The sequence below is a fragment of the Streptomyces sannanensis genome, from assembly GCF_039536205.1.
Lineage (GTDB): Bacteria > Actinomycetota > Actinomycetes > Streptomycetales > Streptomycetaceae > Streptomyces > Streptomyces sannanensis.
In genome coordinates this window covers 343,561-358,216 of the sequence record NZ_BAAAYL010000001.1, presented here as the reverse complement: position 1 = coordinate 358,216, position 14,656 = coordinate 343,561, and the positions used below count along the sequence as shown (strand labels likewise).

14 protein-coding genes and 3 pseudogenes are annotated in these 14,656 nt (G+C 70.7%); 5 read left to right on the top strand and 12 right to left on the bottom strand.

The window, feature by feature from the left end; genetic code table 11:
• Positions 1-28: 28 nt before the first annotated feature.
• Positions 29-373, bottom strand: a pseudogene (locus ABD858_RS01700) (ABC transporter); the annotation flags it as partial.
• On the opposite strand from ABD858_RS01700, the pseudogene ABD858_RS01695 reads away from it, so the two are divergent.
• Positions 373-540: pseudogene (locus tag ABD858_RS01695) on the top strand (IS1380 family transposase); the annotation flags it as partial. The pseudogenes ABD858_RS01700 and ABD858_RS01695 sit on opposite strands and share 1 nt — an antisense overlap.
• A 109-nt stretch (positions 541-649) precedes the next feature.
• On the opposite strand, the gene ABD858_RS01690 reads toward ABD858_RS01695, so the two are convergent.
• From ABD858_RS01690 to ABD858_RS01680, 3 genes and pseudogenes are all read right to left on the bottom strand, one after another.
• Positions 650-2,128, bottom strand: a complete 1,479-nt coding sequence (locus ABD858_RS01690; RefSeq protein WP_425586129.1) for an ISKra4 family transposase — start codon at positions 2,126-2,128, stop codon at positions 650-652.
• A 65-nt stretch (positions 2,129-2,193) separates the two neighbouring features.
• Complete coding sequence (locus ABD858_RS01685; RefSeq protein ID WP_345034002.1) at positions 2,194-2,670, bottom strand: hypothetical protein; 477 nt, start codon at positions 2,668-2,670, stop codon at positions 2,194-2,196.
• A 136-nt stretch (positions 2,671-2,806) separates the two neighbouring features.
• A pseudogene (locus ABD858_RS01680) lies at positions 2,807-2,974 on the bottom strand (IS5/IS1182 family transposase); the annotation flags it as partial.
• A gap of 169 nt (positions 2,975-3,143) precedes the next feature.
• On the opposite strand from ABD858_RS01680, the gene ABD858_RS01675 reads away from it, so the two are divergent.
• A complete protein-coding gene (locus tag ABD858_RS01675; RefSeq protein ID WP_345034001.1) occupies positions 3,144-4,268 on the top strand; it encodes an SMI1/KNR4 family protein in 1,125 nt (374 codons plus the stop codon).
• Positions 4,269-4,556: 288 nt separating this feature from the next.
• Here the strand turns inward: ABD858_RS01675 and ABD858_RS01670 are convergent, their stop codons facing one another.
• From ABD858_RS01670 to ABD858_RS01655, 4 genes are all read right to left on the bottom strand, one after another.
• The gene (locus tag ABD858_RS01670) at positions 4,557-4,913 is read right to left on the bottom strand and encodes a hypothetical protein (RefSeq protein ID WP_345034000.1); all 357 of its coding nucleotides are present in this window, start codon (positions 4,911-4,913) and stop codon (positions 4,557-4,559) included.
• Positions 4,910-5,212, bottom strand: coding sequence for a hypothetical protein (locus ABD858_RS01665; protein ID WP_345033998.1), 303 nt, complete (start codon positions 5,210-5,212; stop codon positions 4,910-4,912). Before ABD858_RS01665 ends, ABD858_RS01670 begins: the two co-directional genes overlap by 4 nt.
• Positions 5,213-5,383: 171 nt before the next feature.
• Positions 5,384-6,580, bottom strand: a complete 1,197-nt coding sequence (locus ABD858_RS01660) for a helix-turn-helix domain-containing protein (protein ID WP_345033996.1) — start codon at positions 6,578-6,580, stop codon at positions 5,384-5,386.
• A gap of 221 nt (positions 6,581-6,801) precedes the next feature.
• The gene (locus ABD858_RS01655) at positions 6,802-7,017 is read right to left on the bottom strand and encodes a dodecin (RefSeq protein ID WP_345033994.1); all 216 of its coding nucleotides are present in this window, start codon (positions 7,015-7,017) and stop codon (positions 6,802-6,804) included.
• A gap of 150 nt (positions 7,018-7,167) precedes the next feature.
• Here ABD858_RS01655 and ABD858_RS01650 point away from each other — a divergent pair, with 150 nt between their 5' ends.
• The 3 genes from ABD858_RS01650 to ABD858_RS01640 all read left to right on the top strand — a co-directional run bounded on the left by ABD858_RS01650 (position 7,168) and on the right by ABD858_RS01640 (position 10,447).
• The gene (locus ABD858_RS01650) at positions 7,168-8,655 is read left to right on the top strand and encodes a glycosyltransferase family 39 protein (protein WP_345033992.1); all 1,488 of its coding nucleotides are present in this window, start codon (positions 7,168-7,170) and stop codon (positions 8,653-8,655) included.
• A 155-nt stretch (positions 8,656-8,810) separates the two neighbouring features.
• Entirely contained in the window at positions 8,811-9,581 is a 771-nt protein-coding gene (locus ABD858_RS01645) for a GNAT family N-acetyltransferase (protein WP_345044199.1), read from the top strand.
• The gene (locus ABD858_RS01640; RefSeq protein ID WP_345033991.1) at positions 9,578-10,447 is read left to right on the top strand and encodes a lysophospholipid acyltransferase family protein; all 870 of its coding nucleotides are present in this window, start codon (positions 9,578-9,580) and stop codon (positions 10,445-10,447) included. Before ABD858_RS01645 ends, ABD858_RS01640 begins: the two co-directional genes overlap by 4 nt.
• Here the strand turns inward: ABD858_RS01640 and egtD are convergent.
• Genes egtD through egtA form a run of 4 tightly spaced genes read right to left on the bottom strand, consistent with a single transcriptional unit; the run spans position 10,342 to position 14,652 of the window.
• Complete coding sequence (egtD, locus tag ABD858_RS01635) at positions 10,342-11,304, bottom strand: L-histidine N(alpha)-methyltransferase (protein WP_345033990.1); 963 nt, start codon at positions 11,302-11,304, stop codon at positions 10,342-10,344. The genes ABD858_RS01640 and egtD overlap by 106 nt on opposite strands.
• On the bottom strand, positions 11,301-12,056 hold the full coding sequence (gene egtC / locus ABD858_RS01630; RefSeq protein ID WP_345033988.1) for an ergothioneine biosynthesis protein EgtC: 756 nt from the start codon (positions 12,054-12,056) through the stop codon (positions 11,301-11,303). Before egtC ends, egtD begins: the two co-directional genes overlap by 4 nt.
• Positions 12,056-13,381, bottom strand: a complete 1,326-nt coding sequence (gene egtB, locus ABD858_RS01625) for an ergothioneine biosynthesis protein EgtB (protein WP_345033986.1) — start codon at positions 13,379-13,381, stop codon at positions 12,056-12,058. The genes egtC and egtB overlap by 1 nt, the downstream gene beginning before the upstream one ends.
• Positions 13,378-14,652, bottom strand: a complete 1,275-nt coding sequence (gene egtA, locus ABD858_RS01620) for an ergothioneine biosynthesis glutamate--cysteine ligase EgtA (RefSeq protein WP_345033985.1) — start codon at positions 14,650-14,652, stop codon at positions 13,378-13,380. The genes egtB and egtA overlap by 4 nt, the downstream gene beginning before the upstream one ends.
• Between the last annotated feature and the right edge of the window lie 4 nt (positions 14,653-14,656).

Here is a 14,656-nt window from a genome sequence, read left to right as displayed (position 1 = left end):
GGCGCTTGAGGACACCGGCCGAAGGGCATCAACCGAGTGCCGCCGCAAGGTAGCGCGCCATACGGTTGCCCTCCGCGCGGGCGACCTCGGCCGGCGTGCCGGATGCGACGATCCGGCCTCCCGCGTCGCCACCGCCCGGGCCCAGGTCGATCACCCAGTCCGCGTCCGTGACCACGTCCATGTCGTGTTCGACGACCACGACCGAGTGGCCTGCGTCGACCAGGCCGTGCAGCTGGCGCATCAGGACTTCGACGTCGGCCGGGTGCAGCCCGGTCGTGGGCTCGTCGAGGAGGTAGAGCGTGTGGCCGCGGCGGGTGCGCTGCAGCTCGGTGGCCAGCTTGATCCGTTGGGCCTCGCCGCCCGACAGTTCCATTCCACGCGAAGGCGCGGACCGGCACCATCCGCCGCCAACTCCTGGCCATCCCATCCCGGTTGGCCACCGGAGCCCGCACCCTGACCTTCCACCTGCCCGAACGCTGGCCCTGGCAAAACGCCTTCACCGCCTTGTGGACAGCGGTCGGCTGCCGCCTGTGGACCTGATCAGCCCATCAGCCCCGCCCGCCCACGACCCGGCGGTCGTGATCCCGACGCCGAACCCGGCCGAAAGCTGGGCATACGTGGGGTGCAGATCTTCTGAGGGTGCTGTCGATCAGGCGGCGGGTATGACCTGGTCGCGGTAGCGCGTCTGGTGGTTGCGGATGAGCTCCTGTTGCTGGTGCCAGGCCCAGTAGGCGTCGAAGTCGCCGTTCGCGCGGACGGCACGCAGCTTGAGCACGGCTTCAGCACCGGCCAGGCCCCACCGGGCGCCGGTGATGTCCAGGCGGTCTTTGACCAGGTGTCGGCATGCTCCCTCGATGATCCCGGTGGCGATTGGCCAGCCGTGTTCCAGGGCGGTGTCGTAGCGCAGATGCTCGGCCTTGCCGGTGAGGTAGTTCACGGCCTCGTCGATGCCCTTGCGCTGGGCGCCGTGCAGTCCGGCGGCGCGGGCGGCCGTCTCGAGTACGGCGGCGGTCTGCTGCACGCCACCGGCCAGCAGGACGCGGGCGTGACGGGCGACCCAGCTCTCGGCGGAGGCATCGCCGATGTCGTGCAGGCACCAGGCCGCTCGCCACAGGTATTCGAGTACGTGGATGAGGTCGACGATGACGTGGACGTCCACGCCGCGCTGTTGTGCTTCGGCCTTGATGAGGTCGATCTGATGGCGGGCCCCGTCGACCAGGACGACCCAGGGACGGCGGTGGCCGGGGTCGCGGTGCTCTGCCTGGTCGAACACGGCGGCCACCACCTGCGCGGCGGTGTCGTTCACCGAGCCGCACAACCACTTCGACCGGGCCTTCGGCCCCTGGCGACGCTCAAGCGCCCTGCCGTGGACGGCGTCGTCCTGCTGGTCTGGGTCGGCGATGATGTCGTCGACCGTGCGCGGCGCGGGTTCGGCATCGTAGACGGCTCCCAGGGTGGCCATCCGTTTCCTGCCGTGTTTCTCCCCGGACGCCAGCCGGGTCTTCATTGCGTTGCCGCCCTTGGCGGCCGCGGCCTTGGCGGTGTCCGCGCGCAGGGCTTCGGGTCTTATGACCACGCCCTTGCCGTCGACCGACAAGACCAGTGGCGTGGTGTCGGTGCAGGGAGCCGGTACGAGGGAGTCGTAGAAGGCGTCGATGTCCGCCGCGGCGCCGATGGCGAGTTCCTGGACCTGCCGGTGCCCGATGCCGGAGCCGGTGTGGGCGTTGATCCGCTCGCAGGCGTCGGCGAAGCTGCCGCGGGCGGACTCGATCGCGGCGAGCCTGGCCAGCCCGTGCGAGTGCATTCCGTCCGGAAGGTTCAGCACCGCGTCGGCCGGGTGCAGGTCCCCCACACCAGTGCCGCGATAGGCGATCCGGACCACAGTGACCTTGCCGAACACCGTGGCCATCAACCGGCGCCGGCCTCGCTCGATCCTCGAGCGCCCGACACCGGCGGCGTCCACGACATCCTGCCGACGCACCTCGTTGCTGGCCCGCAGGGTCAGGTGGTCCTGGAACAACTGCCGGGTGACCTCGCGCATCCTCGCCCCCAGCAAATCCTCCAACTGCCCGTGCGTCATCACCGCCGCCTCCGGGGCCGACAACTCCGCACACGCCGCAGCGAACATACCCGCCGAGGCAGCGAAAGCATCCTCACACTCCGCGAGCGCGCTCTGGGCCGGCCCCACCACGCTCACCACCCCTGCTTCCTGCCGTCAACCTTGAACAGCCCGGACGAAGGCTCGGCCAGGATCCCGCGCTCCACCAGCCTCTTCAGCTTCGAGCGCATCCCCTCCACATGCCGCGGCTCGGTCCCCAGACCCAGGTGCTGGCAGACCTCTTTGCAGCGCATCGCCGCCCCAGAGGTCGCGAACAGGGCGATGATCTCCCGGTACTCCGGCGACATCACCGTCACATCCAGCTCTGCCTCGGCCTTCACCAGCGCCACGGCGACCCCGCCGACACCCTCACCCGCGTCCGTGCCTGGTACCGGAGAAGACGGCGCGGCCAGCACCTCCTCCACCGTCTCCCGCGCGATCTGCAACCGCGCCAGCCGCTCCTCGGCCCGCGACAACTCCTCGGACAGACCAGCGATCTGCTCACGCAGCCGCTCGACCTGGCCCAGCACTTCAGCCCGCCTGGCCTCCAACGCCTCCATCAACGACGGCACACCACACCCACCCTCGCTCAGCACCCGCACCCCTCACAGCGGGCTCGACCCCGGCGACGGTAAAAGCCGGCACGACCAGCCACATCCCGAACCTCTGCGAATCACCCCAACGAGGCACCCTCATCAGATCTGCACCCGCATACGTGTGCCCCACCCCCAGGTGGGCGAGCGTGAGCAGGGCCTGGCGGCCGGAGCTCAGACGCCGCCAGTGGGAGCCGATCGCGCGACGGTGCTGCCGCAGACGGGTGGACAGGAAGCGTAGGGCAGAACTGGACACGTCGACGCCCGACGGGTAGACAAGCACGCGAAGCCTCCGGTGGAGACGGTTCTCTTGGTCGAAAACCCATCTACCAGGGGCTTCACCACATTTTCAGCCCAACCACCCTGTCTTTGCGGCAGGTTGGAAGGAGCTCACGTGCTTCCCCGCCCTCCCGGTCAACACCCGTTCGCTCCCGGTAAAGGTCTATAGACCCGTGAATGCTTCAGACCCGCACGTCAACGCCTTCGCCGAGATCTTCGGCGATCCGCCGGCCGACTACGCCGTACCTGTCGACTGGGCGGCAGTCGAGTCCTGGTTGGGGACGAGCCTGCCCGCCGACTACAAGGCCATCGCCGCCGCGTACGGCCCACTCGACATTGGCGCCTGGCTCTGGCTTCACATGCCATGCGTCAACCGCGGGTGGTTCGACTATGGGGCCTGGGTGCAGCAGACTCGGCGTGATGCCCCTGGTGTCCTTCCCTTCGGCGCCACCCGTACAGCCGACACCCTCTACTGGGACACCACAGCATCCGACGACCCCGACCAGTGGCCGGTCGTCATGCACTGTCAGGACGACGAGAACGCGGGCCGCGACTCCTGGCGGCGCTTCGCGAGCCCGCTCGTGCCGACGCTGGCCCGGCTCGTGGCCGACGGCATGCGCCCAGTGGCCGCCCGAAGTGGCATGCAAACCGACCTGGAGCGCACCCCGTGGACACCGCCGCCTCGGCGACCGGAGCCAACCGCTCAACAGCGGGCGGCGCTCACCACAGGCAGCGGGCTGGAGACTCTGATCGCACTCGTCCCGCCGCCGGAGACACCCACGCTCGGTAAGCACAACTGGGACTGGCTGTACGAACGGCTGGGCACACGTCTGCCCGGCGAGTACGTACGACTGATGGAGCGGTACGGGGCCGGCTCCTGGTGCGGCTGGCTGCGCTTCAACATCCCCTTCGACGAGGACCAGCACGCGCTCGCACCGTGGGCCGAGTGGTACGCGGAGACCTACCAGGGGCAGCGAGCAGAGTTCCCTGAGTACCATCCCCTGGCTGTCTATCCCGAGCCCGGGGGATTCCTGCCCTTCGCCGACTCCATCGACGGCGACCAACTGTGCTGGCTGACCGAAGGTGCCACGCCGGACGACTGGCCATTGATCGTTGTACCGCGCCATGCCGCCCAAGGCCCACCGCTCAACACCGACCTCACCAAAACCCTGCTGGAGTGGCTGCGCGGCCGGTTCGCAACCGAGGGTCTGCCCCCGCTCGGACGCCGCGACGAGAACCCCCTCGACTACATCGAATTCGAGCGCTACGACGCAGAACCAGCCGCTGATGGCCAATGATTCAGCGCCGCATCGGTCGAGTTCGAGATAGGTAGCCGACTCCATCAGCACAACCCACCCTGTCGCCGCCGCTCCACGGCAGGCTTCTGCGATCTCGGCGCGCGGCTCACTCGCGGAAGCGGAGGCGATCTACTTCGCGGACAAGGGGTACCAAGGGGTACCAAGGTACCGGCCCCGCGGTCCTGGTGCCCTACCAAAAGTCGATCTCGGAGACCATGTCGCGGTCCCCCTTTGCCTGCACCGCCGGCCGGGCATCTGGCAGGAACGGTGTATCGGGGTGTGGGCAGGTCAGTCGCGCAGGGCTGATCGCGGGTCGTCCTCGTCGTCCGGGGCGTTGAGGGAATCGGCGTCTTCGTAGGCGGGTGAGGGTAGGCGTGCGCCCCGGCTGACCGCGATCCGGTGCACATTGGTCAGAGCTTCGGTCAACTGGACCGCCAACAGGTGTAGTTCGCCGGGCGTCCACTGAAGCCCGCCCAGAATGCGCTGCGCCTCCTGGAGGAGTTCACCGGCCAGACCGAGCTGGGCGGACTCCACGTTGTTCGCGAGCCGGGACAGGTATCCCGTCCCGTCACTTGCGAGATAGCAAGGCTTCCCCTCTGGGCCCGCCCATGGCAGCAGGCGGAGCTGGCCGGTTCCGCTCGTCATGCGCTGACCTCCACTCCGTGGAGCAACCGGGGGCCGATGTCGATGCCGTGGACCGCCAGCCACAGCGCGCGACGCCGTGCCCGTTGTCTCTGGGCCTCCCGCCGCTCGTGCGCGACCAGGTACGGGCGTACCAGCCCGACCTGCTCGCCCCGCAGCCCCGGGGCAGCCGATGCGCGAGGCTGATAGACGGTCGAGGCCATGAAGCCGGCGGTTTGGTGATCTCGTCTGCGGTGGCGGCCCGGCGCGGGCCGGAGCAGCCGCAGCAGCGGCTCGAAGATGCGGGCGAAACAGTGCGGCATGTCGACGCTCCCTATCAGCGTTGGCCACGCCCCCGGACCGTTCCTCCCCAAGCTCTCGACTCCGTTCGAGTCGGGGAGATGGTCACGGGGATCCTGACTGAACGTCAGCCTGCCGACCGGCGATGCACGGCAGTTGCACCGAATGGTGCAACTCCTCTTGCCTGGAATCTGCTATATCCCGACCCACTCCGCGTACTGCGCCAGCGATCCGCTGCGGGACCGTTCGCGGCGCTTGAGTGCCAGAACGGTGTCCCGCACCGTCGGGTGGTAGCGCGTCTGCTGCGGCGCGATGCGCCGGGCCCGCTGCAGACAGTTCAGAGACTGCTCCGGGCGGCCTTCCCAGGCGTAGGCCCGACCCAGGTCCATCCAGTGGTGCCCGGCCCGGGACCGGGTCCAGTCAGGTGGGATCCGCACGTCCTTGGCGCGTTCGATGGCCAGGCCGAACTCGTCCATCTCCGAAGCCATGGCGACGGCATGGACGGCAACGTTGACCGGCCCCCAGGTCACGCCGTAGTCGGGCAGTTCGCCCGTCTGACGGGCCAGGGCACGGGCCTCGGCGAGCCGTGCCTCAGCGTGGTCCCGGTCCTTCGCTCGGCCCGCGATCACCGCGGCCCGCAGGTGAAGCATCCCTCGCATGGCGTCGATGGCTGCCGGGCGGTGTGCGTCCTGGCCTTCAAGATCCCGCAGCGCGCGGTCGACTACGCGCACACCGATGTCGTACCGGCCGGATGCCATCGTGGTCTGCGCTCGGAGGAAGGCATGCATGGCCGCCAGACCCGGCTCATCGGCACGCGGCGCGGCCCATGCCAAGCGGTCCAGTGCCACGGTGGCCAGGTCGATGTACCCGAACTTCCACGCCATGGTGAACACACAGCGGAACGTACCCGCCAGGCACTCGTAGGCCAGCCGCTGGTCCTCTCCGGAGCTGGTGTGGACGGCCTGGACACACTCGTCGATCAAGCCTGGAAGATCACGGACCATGTCCGTGTACTCCGCCTGGCGACGCTGCTCCAGCGCGCGCTGGACATCAGCACGGATGAGCGCGATCGGGCGCGGGGCCGTTTCCCAGTCCAGAGCGATGTCCCAGTTCTCCAGCCCTTCACGGATCGGCTGGATCAGCGCATCCATCCGGTCCCGGCGCAGCTCCTCGGCGTACGGCTGCCCCAGGAGATCGGACGTGGAGACACCAAGTGCGCGGGCACAGGCCGCAATAAAAGCCGGGGACGCGGGCTTCTGCCCGCACTCGACCTTCGACAACAGCGACTTCGACACATGGGCCCGCATCGCCAGGCCCTGCTGCGTCAGGCCACGCTGCTTCCGGATACGGGCGATCCGAGTGCCGGTGTGCTCCTCGATGCTCTGCGACACGGCGAACTCCGTTCTGCGGCAACACCCAGACGGTACCCGCGCCACACCGCACCGGATCAGCCGAACGCTGATCACGCCGGATGGACGCAGCCCCCATTCACCGCTGGTCCGGGCAGTGATGGGCGGCCGGGCTCTTTTTGTCGTCGGCGATCACCAGTGCCATTACGGGTACGTCGAACGGGGCCCCTGGCCTTCGGCGTCAGGGGAGCAACGATGTGCGCCTACCCCGCGTCCTCCAGGCGGAAGCCGACCTTCATGCCCACCTGGTAGTGGGCGATCGCGCCTTCCGCGATATGGCCGCGGATCTCGGTCACCTCGAACCAGTCGAGGCTGCGCAGCGTCTGGGAGGCGCGCGCGATGCCGTTGCGGATGGCCTGGTCGAGACCCTCGGTCGAGCTGCCGACGATCTCGGCGACCTTGTAGATGTGGTTCGACATGAGAGCCGTTCTCCTCTCGGTACGTCACTCCACGGTGCCCCACCGGGCGGTACTCCGCGAGGCGTGGCCGGGGGCCGAACAGGCGAAAACGGCCATGTCCGCCATGGTGTGCCGCCCCGGGGGCAGCGCCGCGGCGCTATGGCTTTCCGCATGGCACTTCTCCCCCCTCCTGTTCAGGACACCGGCGAGGTTCGGGCGCCGGAAGCGCGGCAAGACCGCCCGCGTCAGCCGGTCGGTGTGTGGCTGTGGCCCGCGCTGGCCACACTGGCGATGACCATGTACCGGATCGGGCGGCCGCAGATGGGCGGCGACGAGCTGGCCAGCTGGGACATCGCCGGCCGTACGGCCGAGCAGTTGCTCGGGACGGTGCAGCGGGTGGACGCGGTGCTCGGCGCGTACTACTTCATGCTGCATGCGTGGATGACCGTCTTCGGGGAATCGGCCACCGCCGTGCGCATGCCCTCCGCACTGGCCATGATCGGTGCCGCCGTCTGTGTGGCGCTGACCGGGCAGCGGCTGTTCGGCCGCCGGGCCGGGCTCGCCGGCGGCCTGTTGTTCGCCGTGATCCCGGCGGTGAGCAGGTTCGGCCACGAGGCCCGTCCTTACGCCCTGACGCTGCTGGCCGTGTCCCTGGCCACGCTGATGCTGCTCCGGGCCCTGGACCGCCCCCGCAGCTGGTGGCGCTGGACGGGCTACGCCCTGTGCGTGGAGTTCATCGGACTCATGCATCTGGTCGCCCTGACCGCCCTTCTGGGCCATCTCCTCGCGGCGATCTTCCGGGGCCGGCAGGAGCGCCGGGCGCTGTGGGGTTTCTGTATCGCCGCAGTGACCGGTGTGGCCTGTGTGGTTCCGGTGATTCTGCTGGGCAGGTCGCAGGCGTCCCGGCAGCTCTACTGGATCGCCAAGCCGGACGGATGGGGACTGGTCGACATCTGGCCCCAGATCTTCGCCTCCGCACTGTGCGCGGGGGCGGTGATCATGCTGGCCGCTCTGGCATGGAGGGAACGGAACGACACCCTCCTGTGGTGCACCGCACTCGCCGTGCTGCCACCACTGGTGATCTGGGTGGCCTCCCACGGGCAGATCTCCTACTTCTACTTCCGGTACATGCTCTTCACCCTGCCGGCGTGGGCGGTCCTGGCAGGGGCCGGGCTCGCCGCGGCGGTACGGTTCAAGGCCGCGCTCGCGGCGGCCCTGGCGGTACTCGCCCTGCTCACGCTGCCCGTGCAGAAGGCGGTGCGGGAGACTTTCGAACACCACCTGGGGCTGAGCATGGACTTCGAAGGAGCCGCCCGGGCCATCCGCAAGTACTACGCCCCCGGGGACGCGGTGGTCTACGACCGCATGGAGGACAGCCGGGGCGTCAGCTTCTATCTTCCGCGCGAGCTCAGCATGCGTGATGTCTTCGTTGCCAGGTCGGCGGCCGAACTCCATGAGTCGGACCCGGTCTACTGCCCCCGTCCGGCCGAGTGCGTGGGAAAGGAGAAGCGGCTCTGGCTCGTGGTCAGGGGCGGCGACCCGGACCCGCTGCAGGGCCTGCCCGGCCCCCAGGCGGACGCGCTCCGCGCCCACTACACGGCATCCGGGACGGAGCGCATGACCGGCCTGACCGTGGCGCTGCTGGTGCGCAAGGACTGACCCGTCCGGGTCCCCTGGCGTCGCCGGGACCGGCGGCGCCCGGCATTCAGCAGCCGCACATCCACAGGCCCCGTCGAGGTCATGTCGAAGCCGGCCCGGGGCGGAAGAAAGTGAGGTGCATCTTCCGCCCGGCACAGGAGAACGACATGACCGCCATGCCCGCCTCGCCCGCCGCCCTTCCAGCCCCGCCCGCGGGCTCCGGCTATCTGGTCTCGCTCGCCCGGGACCAGCACGACGTCCGCGCCGCGCAGCGCCTGCGGCACCAGGTGTTCGCCGGTGAGATGGGTGCCCGGCTCGAAGGACCCGAGCCGGGGCTGGACATCGACGCCTTCGACGCGTACTGCGACCACCTGCTGGTGCGCGAGCAGGCCACCGGCGAGGTCGTCGGTACATACCGGGTGCTGCCCCCCGACCGGGCCCGGGTGGCCGGCCGGCTCTACTCCGACGGCGAGTTCGACCTCGGACGGCTCGACCCCATCCGTCACGACCTCGTCGAGGTGGGCCGCTCCTGTGTGCACCCCGACCACCGCAACGGCGCCGTCATCGCGCTCGTCTGGGCCGGACTCGCCCGTTACATGAGCCGTACCGGGCACACCTGGCTGGCCGGCTGCTGCTCCATCCCCCTCGCGGACGGTGGGACCCTCGCCGCCGGCACCTGGGACACCGTCGCCGCCAAGCACCTCGCCCCCGAGGAGTACCGGGTGACCCCGTTGCGGCCCTGGAGCCCCGAAGGCATCGAGCGTCCCGCGGGGCGCACCGAGATCCCGGCATTGCTGCGCGGCTATCTGCGGCTGGGCGCCTGGGTCTGCGGGGAGCCCGCGTACGACCCGGACTTCGGGGTCGCCGACCTGTACGTGCTGCTGTCGCTGCGCCGCACCAACCCCCGCTATCTGCGCCACTTCCTCTCGCTGGCCCCGGTGCGATGAACGTCTGGCTGCCCGTCTCGCCCTGCACCCCGCCGCGCTGTGCCCATCACACGGGCCGGGCCGCCTCGCCCCTGCGCGCCGCCCTCCGGCTGCTCGCCGGCATCGTGGCGGTGCTGGCGGGGGTGCTGCTCTCGCCGGTGGTGCTGCGGCTGTCCGCGGTCCCCAGGGAGCGCCTGACCCGTCTCTGGTCCCGTGCCGTGCTGCGCGCCTTCGGGGTACGGATACGCATCACCGGCGAGCCCCGGCAGGGGGCGGCACTGGTCGTCGCCAACCACATCTCATGGCTGGACGTGCCGCTGCTCGCCGCCGTGCTGCCCGGACGGATGCTCGCCAAGAGCGAGATTCGGCGCTGGCCCGTGCTGGGGCCGCTCGCGGCCCGGGGTGCCACGCTGTTCATCGACCGCGACCGGTTGCGCGCCCTGCCCGGCACGGTGCGGGCGATCAGCGACGCGCTGACGGCGGGTTCCCGGGTGCTGGTCTTCCCCGAGGGCAGCACCTGGTGCGGGCGGCGGCAGGGCCGGTTCCGGCATGCCGCATTGCAGGCCGCACTGGACGCGGGCGTGGATGTGCAGCCCGTACGGATCAGCTACCGCGGCCCGGACGGCGAGACCAGTGGGGCGGCCGCGTTCGTCGGTGACGACACCCTGGTCGCGTCGCTGTGGCGGGTCGCGGCGGCCGGCCGGCTCACCGCCGAGATCCGGGTGCTGCCCCGGATCCCGGCGGCCCGCCATGCCGACCGCCGTTCCCTGGCACGGGCTGCTCAGTCGGCGGTGGAGAGCGACAGCGCGAACCTCCCGGCCTCATCCGTCCACCAGTTCCGCAGCGTCAGCCCGGCGGCGGCCAGTTCGGCCCGTACACCGTCCTGACGGAATTTCGCCGACACCTCGGTACGCATCTCCTCGCCGTACTCGAAGGGCACCACGAGATCCAGATCGCGGATCTTGACGGTGAGCGTCTGCCGTGCCCGCAGCCTCATCTCGATCCATTCGTTCTTCCTGTCCCAGACGGCCACGTGCGCGAAGTCGTCGGCGTCGAAGTCGGCACCGAGTTCGCGGTTGATGACCGCTAGGACGTTCTTGTTGAAGTCTGCGGTGACCCCGGCCGCGTCGTCGTACGCGGCCACCAGTGTGTCCTCGTCCTTGACCAGGTCGGTGCCGAGCAGCAGGCTGTCCCCGGGCTTGAGCAACGACCGTACGGACCGCAGGAACACGGCCCGTTCGGCGGGCAGCAGATTGCCGATCGTGCCGCCGAGGAACGCCACCAGACGCGGCCCGGGGGTGCCGGGCAGGGCGAGCCCACGGGTGAAGTCGGCGACCAGGGCGTGCACCCGCAGCCCGGGCCGCTCGTCGAGGATCGCCTCGGCGGCCCCGGTGAGGGCGCTTTCGCTCACGTCGACCGGCACATAGCCGTGCAGGTCCGGCAGGGCGTCCAGCAGATGGCGGGTCTTGTCGGACGAGCCCGAGCCGAGCTCCACCAGGGTGCGCGCGCCGGACAGACCGGCGATCTCCGCCGAGCGGTGGATCAGGATCTCCCGCTCGGCGCGGGTGGGGTAGTACTCGGGCAGCCGGGTGATCTCCTCGAAGAGCTCACTGCCGTGTGCGTCGTAGAACCACTTCGGCGGCAGCGTCTTGGGGTTTCGGGTCAGCCCGTGCAGCACATCGGCTCGCAGGTCGGCGTCCGTGGCGTCCTCGGGCAGGGTGCGGGTCAGCAGGAACGGGCTCACGCGAGGGGCTCCTTGAGCGGGGTCAGCAGGACGTCGGTGCGGCTCGCCGCCAGCAGGGTGCGGTCGGGAACCTCGCGCCAGTGAGGGTCGTCGTCGTACGGCTCGGAGGCCACGACCGTGCGGCGGCCCGGCTCGTTGAGGTACCAGAGCGTGTCGCCCCAGGCCGTCGCCGCGACCGTCTCGCCGTCGGACAGCAGTAGATTCAACCGTGAAGCGGGGGCCGCGGCCGCGATCTCGAGCACGGTGTCGGCCAGTGCCTGGGCGGGTTCGTCGCCGTTGCGCAGCCGGTGCAGCACGAGTGCCCACACCAGCGCCGCGTCGCAGCGCGCCTCCAGGGACAGCAGCTCGGCCGCGGGCAGCGCGGCGGCGAGCGGAGCCACCGACTGCGGCCAGCCGGCGACCGCGCCGTTGTGGCTGAGCAGCCAGGGGCCGGAGCCGAACGGCGCGGCCCCGGCCGCGCCGTCGGCGCTCGCCATGGTGGCGTCACGTACGGCGGCGACCAGCGCCCCGGTACGGATCACCCGGGCCAGGTCGGTGAAGGTCACGTCGGCCCAGATGGGACCGGAGCGGCGGTAGCGGGCCGGGACCGGGTCGCCCTCGGCGTACCAGCCGACCCCGAAGCCGTCCGCGTTGACCGTCCCGTTCCGCTGGAGGCGCGGAGTCCAGGACTGCCGGTACAGCCCGTGCACCGGTTCGACCAGCAGCTCACCGAGCGGCACGGGAGGCCCCACGTAAGCGATATGACGACACATCAGACATCCCTCGCGTCTCTCGCGGTGCGGAATCCGGCGAAGATCTGGCGGCGGATCGGGTAGTCCCAGTTGCGGAAGGTGCCCCGACAGGCCACCCGGTCGACGGCGAAGGAGCCGCCACGCAGCACCTTGTAGTCGCTGCCGAAGAAGACCTCCGAGTACTCGCGGTACGGGAAAGCGGCGAAGCCGGGGTACGGGAGGAAGTCGCTGGCCGTCCACTCCCAGACGTCACCGACCAACTGCCGTACGCCCAGCGGTGACTGGCCCGCGGGGTAGCTGCCGGCCGGTGCGGGCCGCAGATGGCGCTGGCCCAGGTTGGCGTGCTCGGGCGCCGGGTCGGCATCGCCCCACGGGTAGCGGCGCGACCGGCCGGTCGCCGGGTCGTGGCGGGCCGCCTTCTCCCACTCGGTCTCGGTGGGCAGCCGTCGTCCGGCCCAGCGGGCGTAGGCGTCGGCCTCGTACCAGCTCACATGCAGCACGGGCTCGTCGAGACGTACGGGCTCGGTGACCCCGAAGCGCCGGGTCAGCCACTGACCACCTTCGCGGCGCCAGAACAGCGGGGCGATCAGGCCGTTGGCCTGGACCTGGGCCCAGCCCTCCGACTGCCACCAGCGCTCGTCCTGGTAGCCGCCGTCCTCCATGAAGCGCAGATACCTGCCGTTGGCGACCGGCACGGTGTCGATCCAGAAGTCCGGCACCAGCCGGTGGTGCGCGGGCCGTTCGTTGTCCAGTGCCCAGGGCTCGGTGGAGGTTCCCATGGTGAAGGGGCCGCCGGGCACGAGGACTTCGGAGGGCAGTGCGGCCGCGTCGGCGGGTGCCGCAGGGGGTGGCGGGGCGTGGAGCGCGGCGGGGCCCTTACGCAGCTGATGGGTGATCAGCATGGTCTCGTCGTGCTGCTGTTCGTGCTGGGCGATCATCCCGAATGCGAAGGCCGCGTCCGTCAGCCGGGTGCCGTGCAGCGGGATGCGCTCCAGTACGTCCAGCGCCCGGCCGCGTACCTCGGCGGCGTACCGGCGGGCCTCGGCCGGCGGGAGCAGCGGCAGTGAGGGGCGCTCGGCACGCGGATGCTCGAACGCGTCGTAGACCGAGTCGATCTCGGGCCGCATCGCCTCACGCCCGGCCACCGCGCGCAGCAGCCACAGCTCCTCCTGGTTGCCGATGTGGGCCAGGTCCCAGACCAGAGGTGACATCAACGGCGAGTGCTGGGCCATCAGTTCGCGGTCGTCGACACACGAGGTGAGGGCGGCGGTGCGGTCCCGGGCGGTGGTGAGCGCCTCCAGGGCGCGCTTTCTCAGTGATTCGAGGTCGGTGGCGTGCTCGGTCATGCGAGGGTCTCCTTCCCGAGCGCGGGAACGGGCAGATCGTCGGCGGGACATCGGCCCCGGGCGACATGGCGGTCGGCGAACGCGGCGACCGCGTCCCGTAGGGCGCTGCGGGCGCCGAGCCGGGGGAGTGCGTCGAGGGCCGCGGAGAAGCAGACGACGGCGGCCGCGTGCAACTCGGGGTCGGCCAGGCCGTATCTGGCGGCGTTCAGCCACAGCGGATTGCGGGGTGCGGGCATCGCCCCTGCCGTCTCGGCCAGCGGTTTGACGGCCCGGTAGACCGTCTCCGACGCCTCCGGATCGTCGAACAGCGCGGTGGTGACGGCGACCGGCACCATCCAGCCGTCCTCGCCGGGCTGTGCGTCGATCATGCGCAGCTCGAGATGGCCGCGCGGGCGCACCGGCGGGAACAGCGTGGTCAGGTGGTACTCGAGGTCGGCCCGGGCGGGCGGACGTGGCCGGCCGGTGCGCAGCCACTGCCGGAAGGTGAGCCCCTCAGGTACGGTCCACGGCCCGTCGGCGGCGCGGATGCACATCACCGGGGTGTCCAGCGCGTGCCGTGCCCAGCCGGTCCGCGGCTCCTCGTCCGGGCGCGGCGCGAGGGCACGCAGCGGGTCGAGCCCGGCCCACACGGCCTGGCGGGCCGAGCGCCAGCCGCTCGGCCGCCCGTTCCTCAGCGGGGAGTTGGCGAACGCCGCCACCAGCACGGCGCCGAGCAGGTGTGCGAGCCGCCAGCGTCGCGCGTAGCCGAGCGGTCCCGGCTCCTCGTGGCCGGTGTCCAGACACACCTGGACGGAGGCGGTGGAGCACATCATGGACCGCCCCAGCGGGCCCGCCCGGTCCAGGCACGCCTCCAGCGCATCGTACCGGGGCTCGTGCAGCAGCCGGCGCGGCGGATGGACGGGTTCGTGGCCGACCCCGGCGAGGGTGAGTTCCATGCCGCGCAGTACGGCGCGTACATCGCCCAGGTCGGCGGATACGGAGTCGATGACCTCCGTCAGGGATGCGGCGGGGAGCGAGCTGAGCTCCAGCTGACCGCCGGGTTCGACAGTGAGGGCCGACCGCAGGGGCAGGGCCCGGAGTGCCGCGACGGCCGCTTCGAGGCGGCCGGGGGAGACGGGGAGATGCGGCCGGTGCAGATCGTGGACGAGCCACTCCAGTTCGACACCGATGAACCGGGGCGGGCCCGTCTTGAAGCAGATGCCCCTCAGCAGCGCTTCCGCCGCTTCCTCGGAAAACGGCGGGTCGCCGCCCCGGATGCTCACAGCAGGCATGGCC

Coding starts and splice junctions, on each gene's coding strand:
- ABD858_RS01690 (WP_425586129.1), bottom strand. CDS start 2,128: ATGTTCGCTGCGGCGTGTGCGGAGTTGTCGGCCCCGGAGGCGGCGGTG.
- ABD858_RS01670 (WP_345034000.1), bottom strand. CDS start 4,913: ATGACGAGCGGAACCGGCCAGCTCCGCCTGCTGCCATGGGCGGGCCCA.
- ABD858_RS01665 (WP_345033998.1), bottom strand. CDS start 5,212: ATGCCGCACTGTTTCGCCCGCATCTTCGAGCCGCTGCTGCGGCTGCTC.
- ABD858_RS01655 (WP_345033994.1), bottom strand. CDS start 7,017: ATGTCGAACCACATCTACAAGGTCGCCGAGATCGTCGGCAGCTCGACC.
- ABD858_RS01650 (WP_345033992.1), top strand. CDS start 7,168: ATGGCACTTCTCCCCCCTCCTGTTCAGGACACCGGCGAGGTTCGGGCG.
- ABD858_RS01645 (WP_345044199.1), top strand. CDS start 8,811: ATGCCCGCCTCGCCCGCCGCCCTTCCAGCCCCGCCCGCGGGCTCCGGC.
- ABD858_RS01640 (WP_345033991.1), top strand. CDS start 9,578: ATGAACGTCTGGCTGCCCGTCTCGCCCTGCACCCCGCCGCGCTGTGCC.
- egtC (WP_345033988.1), bottom strand. CDS start 12,056: ATGTGTCGTCATATCGCTTACGTGGGGCCTCCCGTGCCGCTCGGTGAG.
- egtB (WP_345033986.1), bottom strand. CDS start 13,381: ATGACCGAGCACGCCACCGACCTCGAATCACTGAGAAAGCGCGCCCTG.
- egtA (WP_345033985.1), bottom strand. CDS start 14,652: ATGCCTGCTGTGAGCATCCGGGGCGGCGACCCGCCGTTTTCCGAGGAA.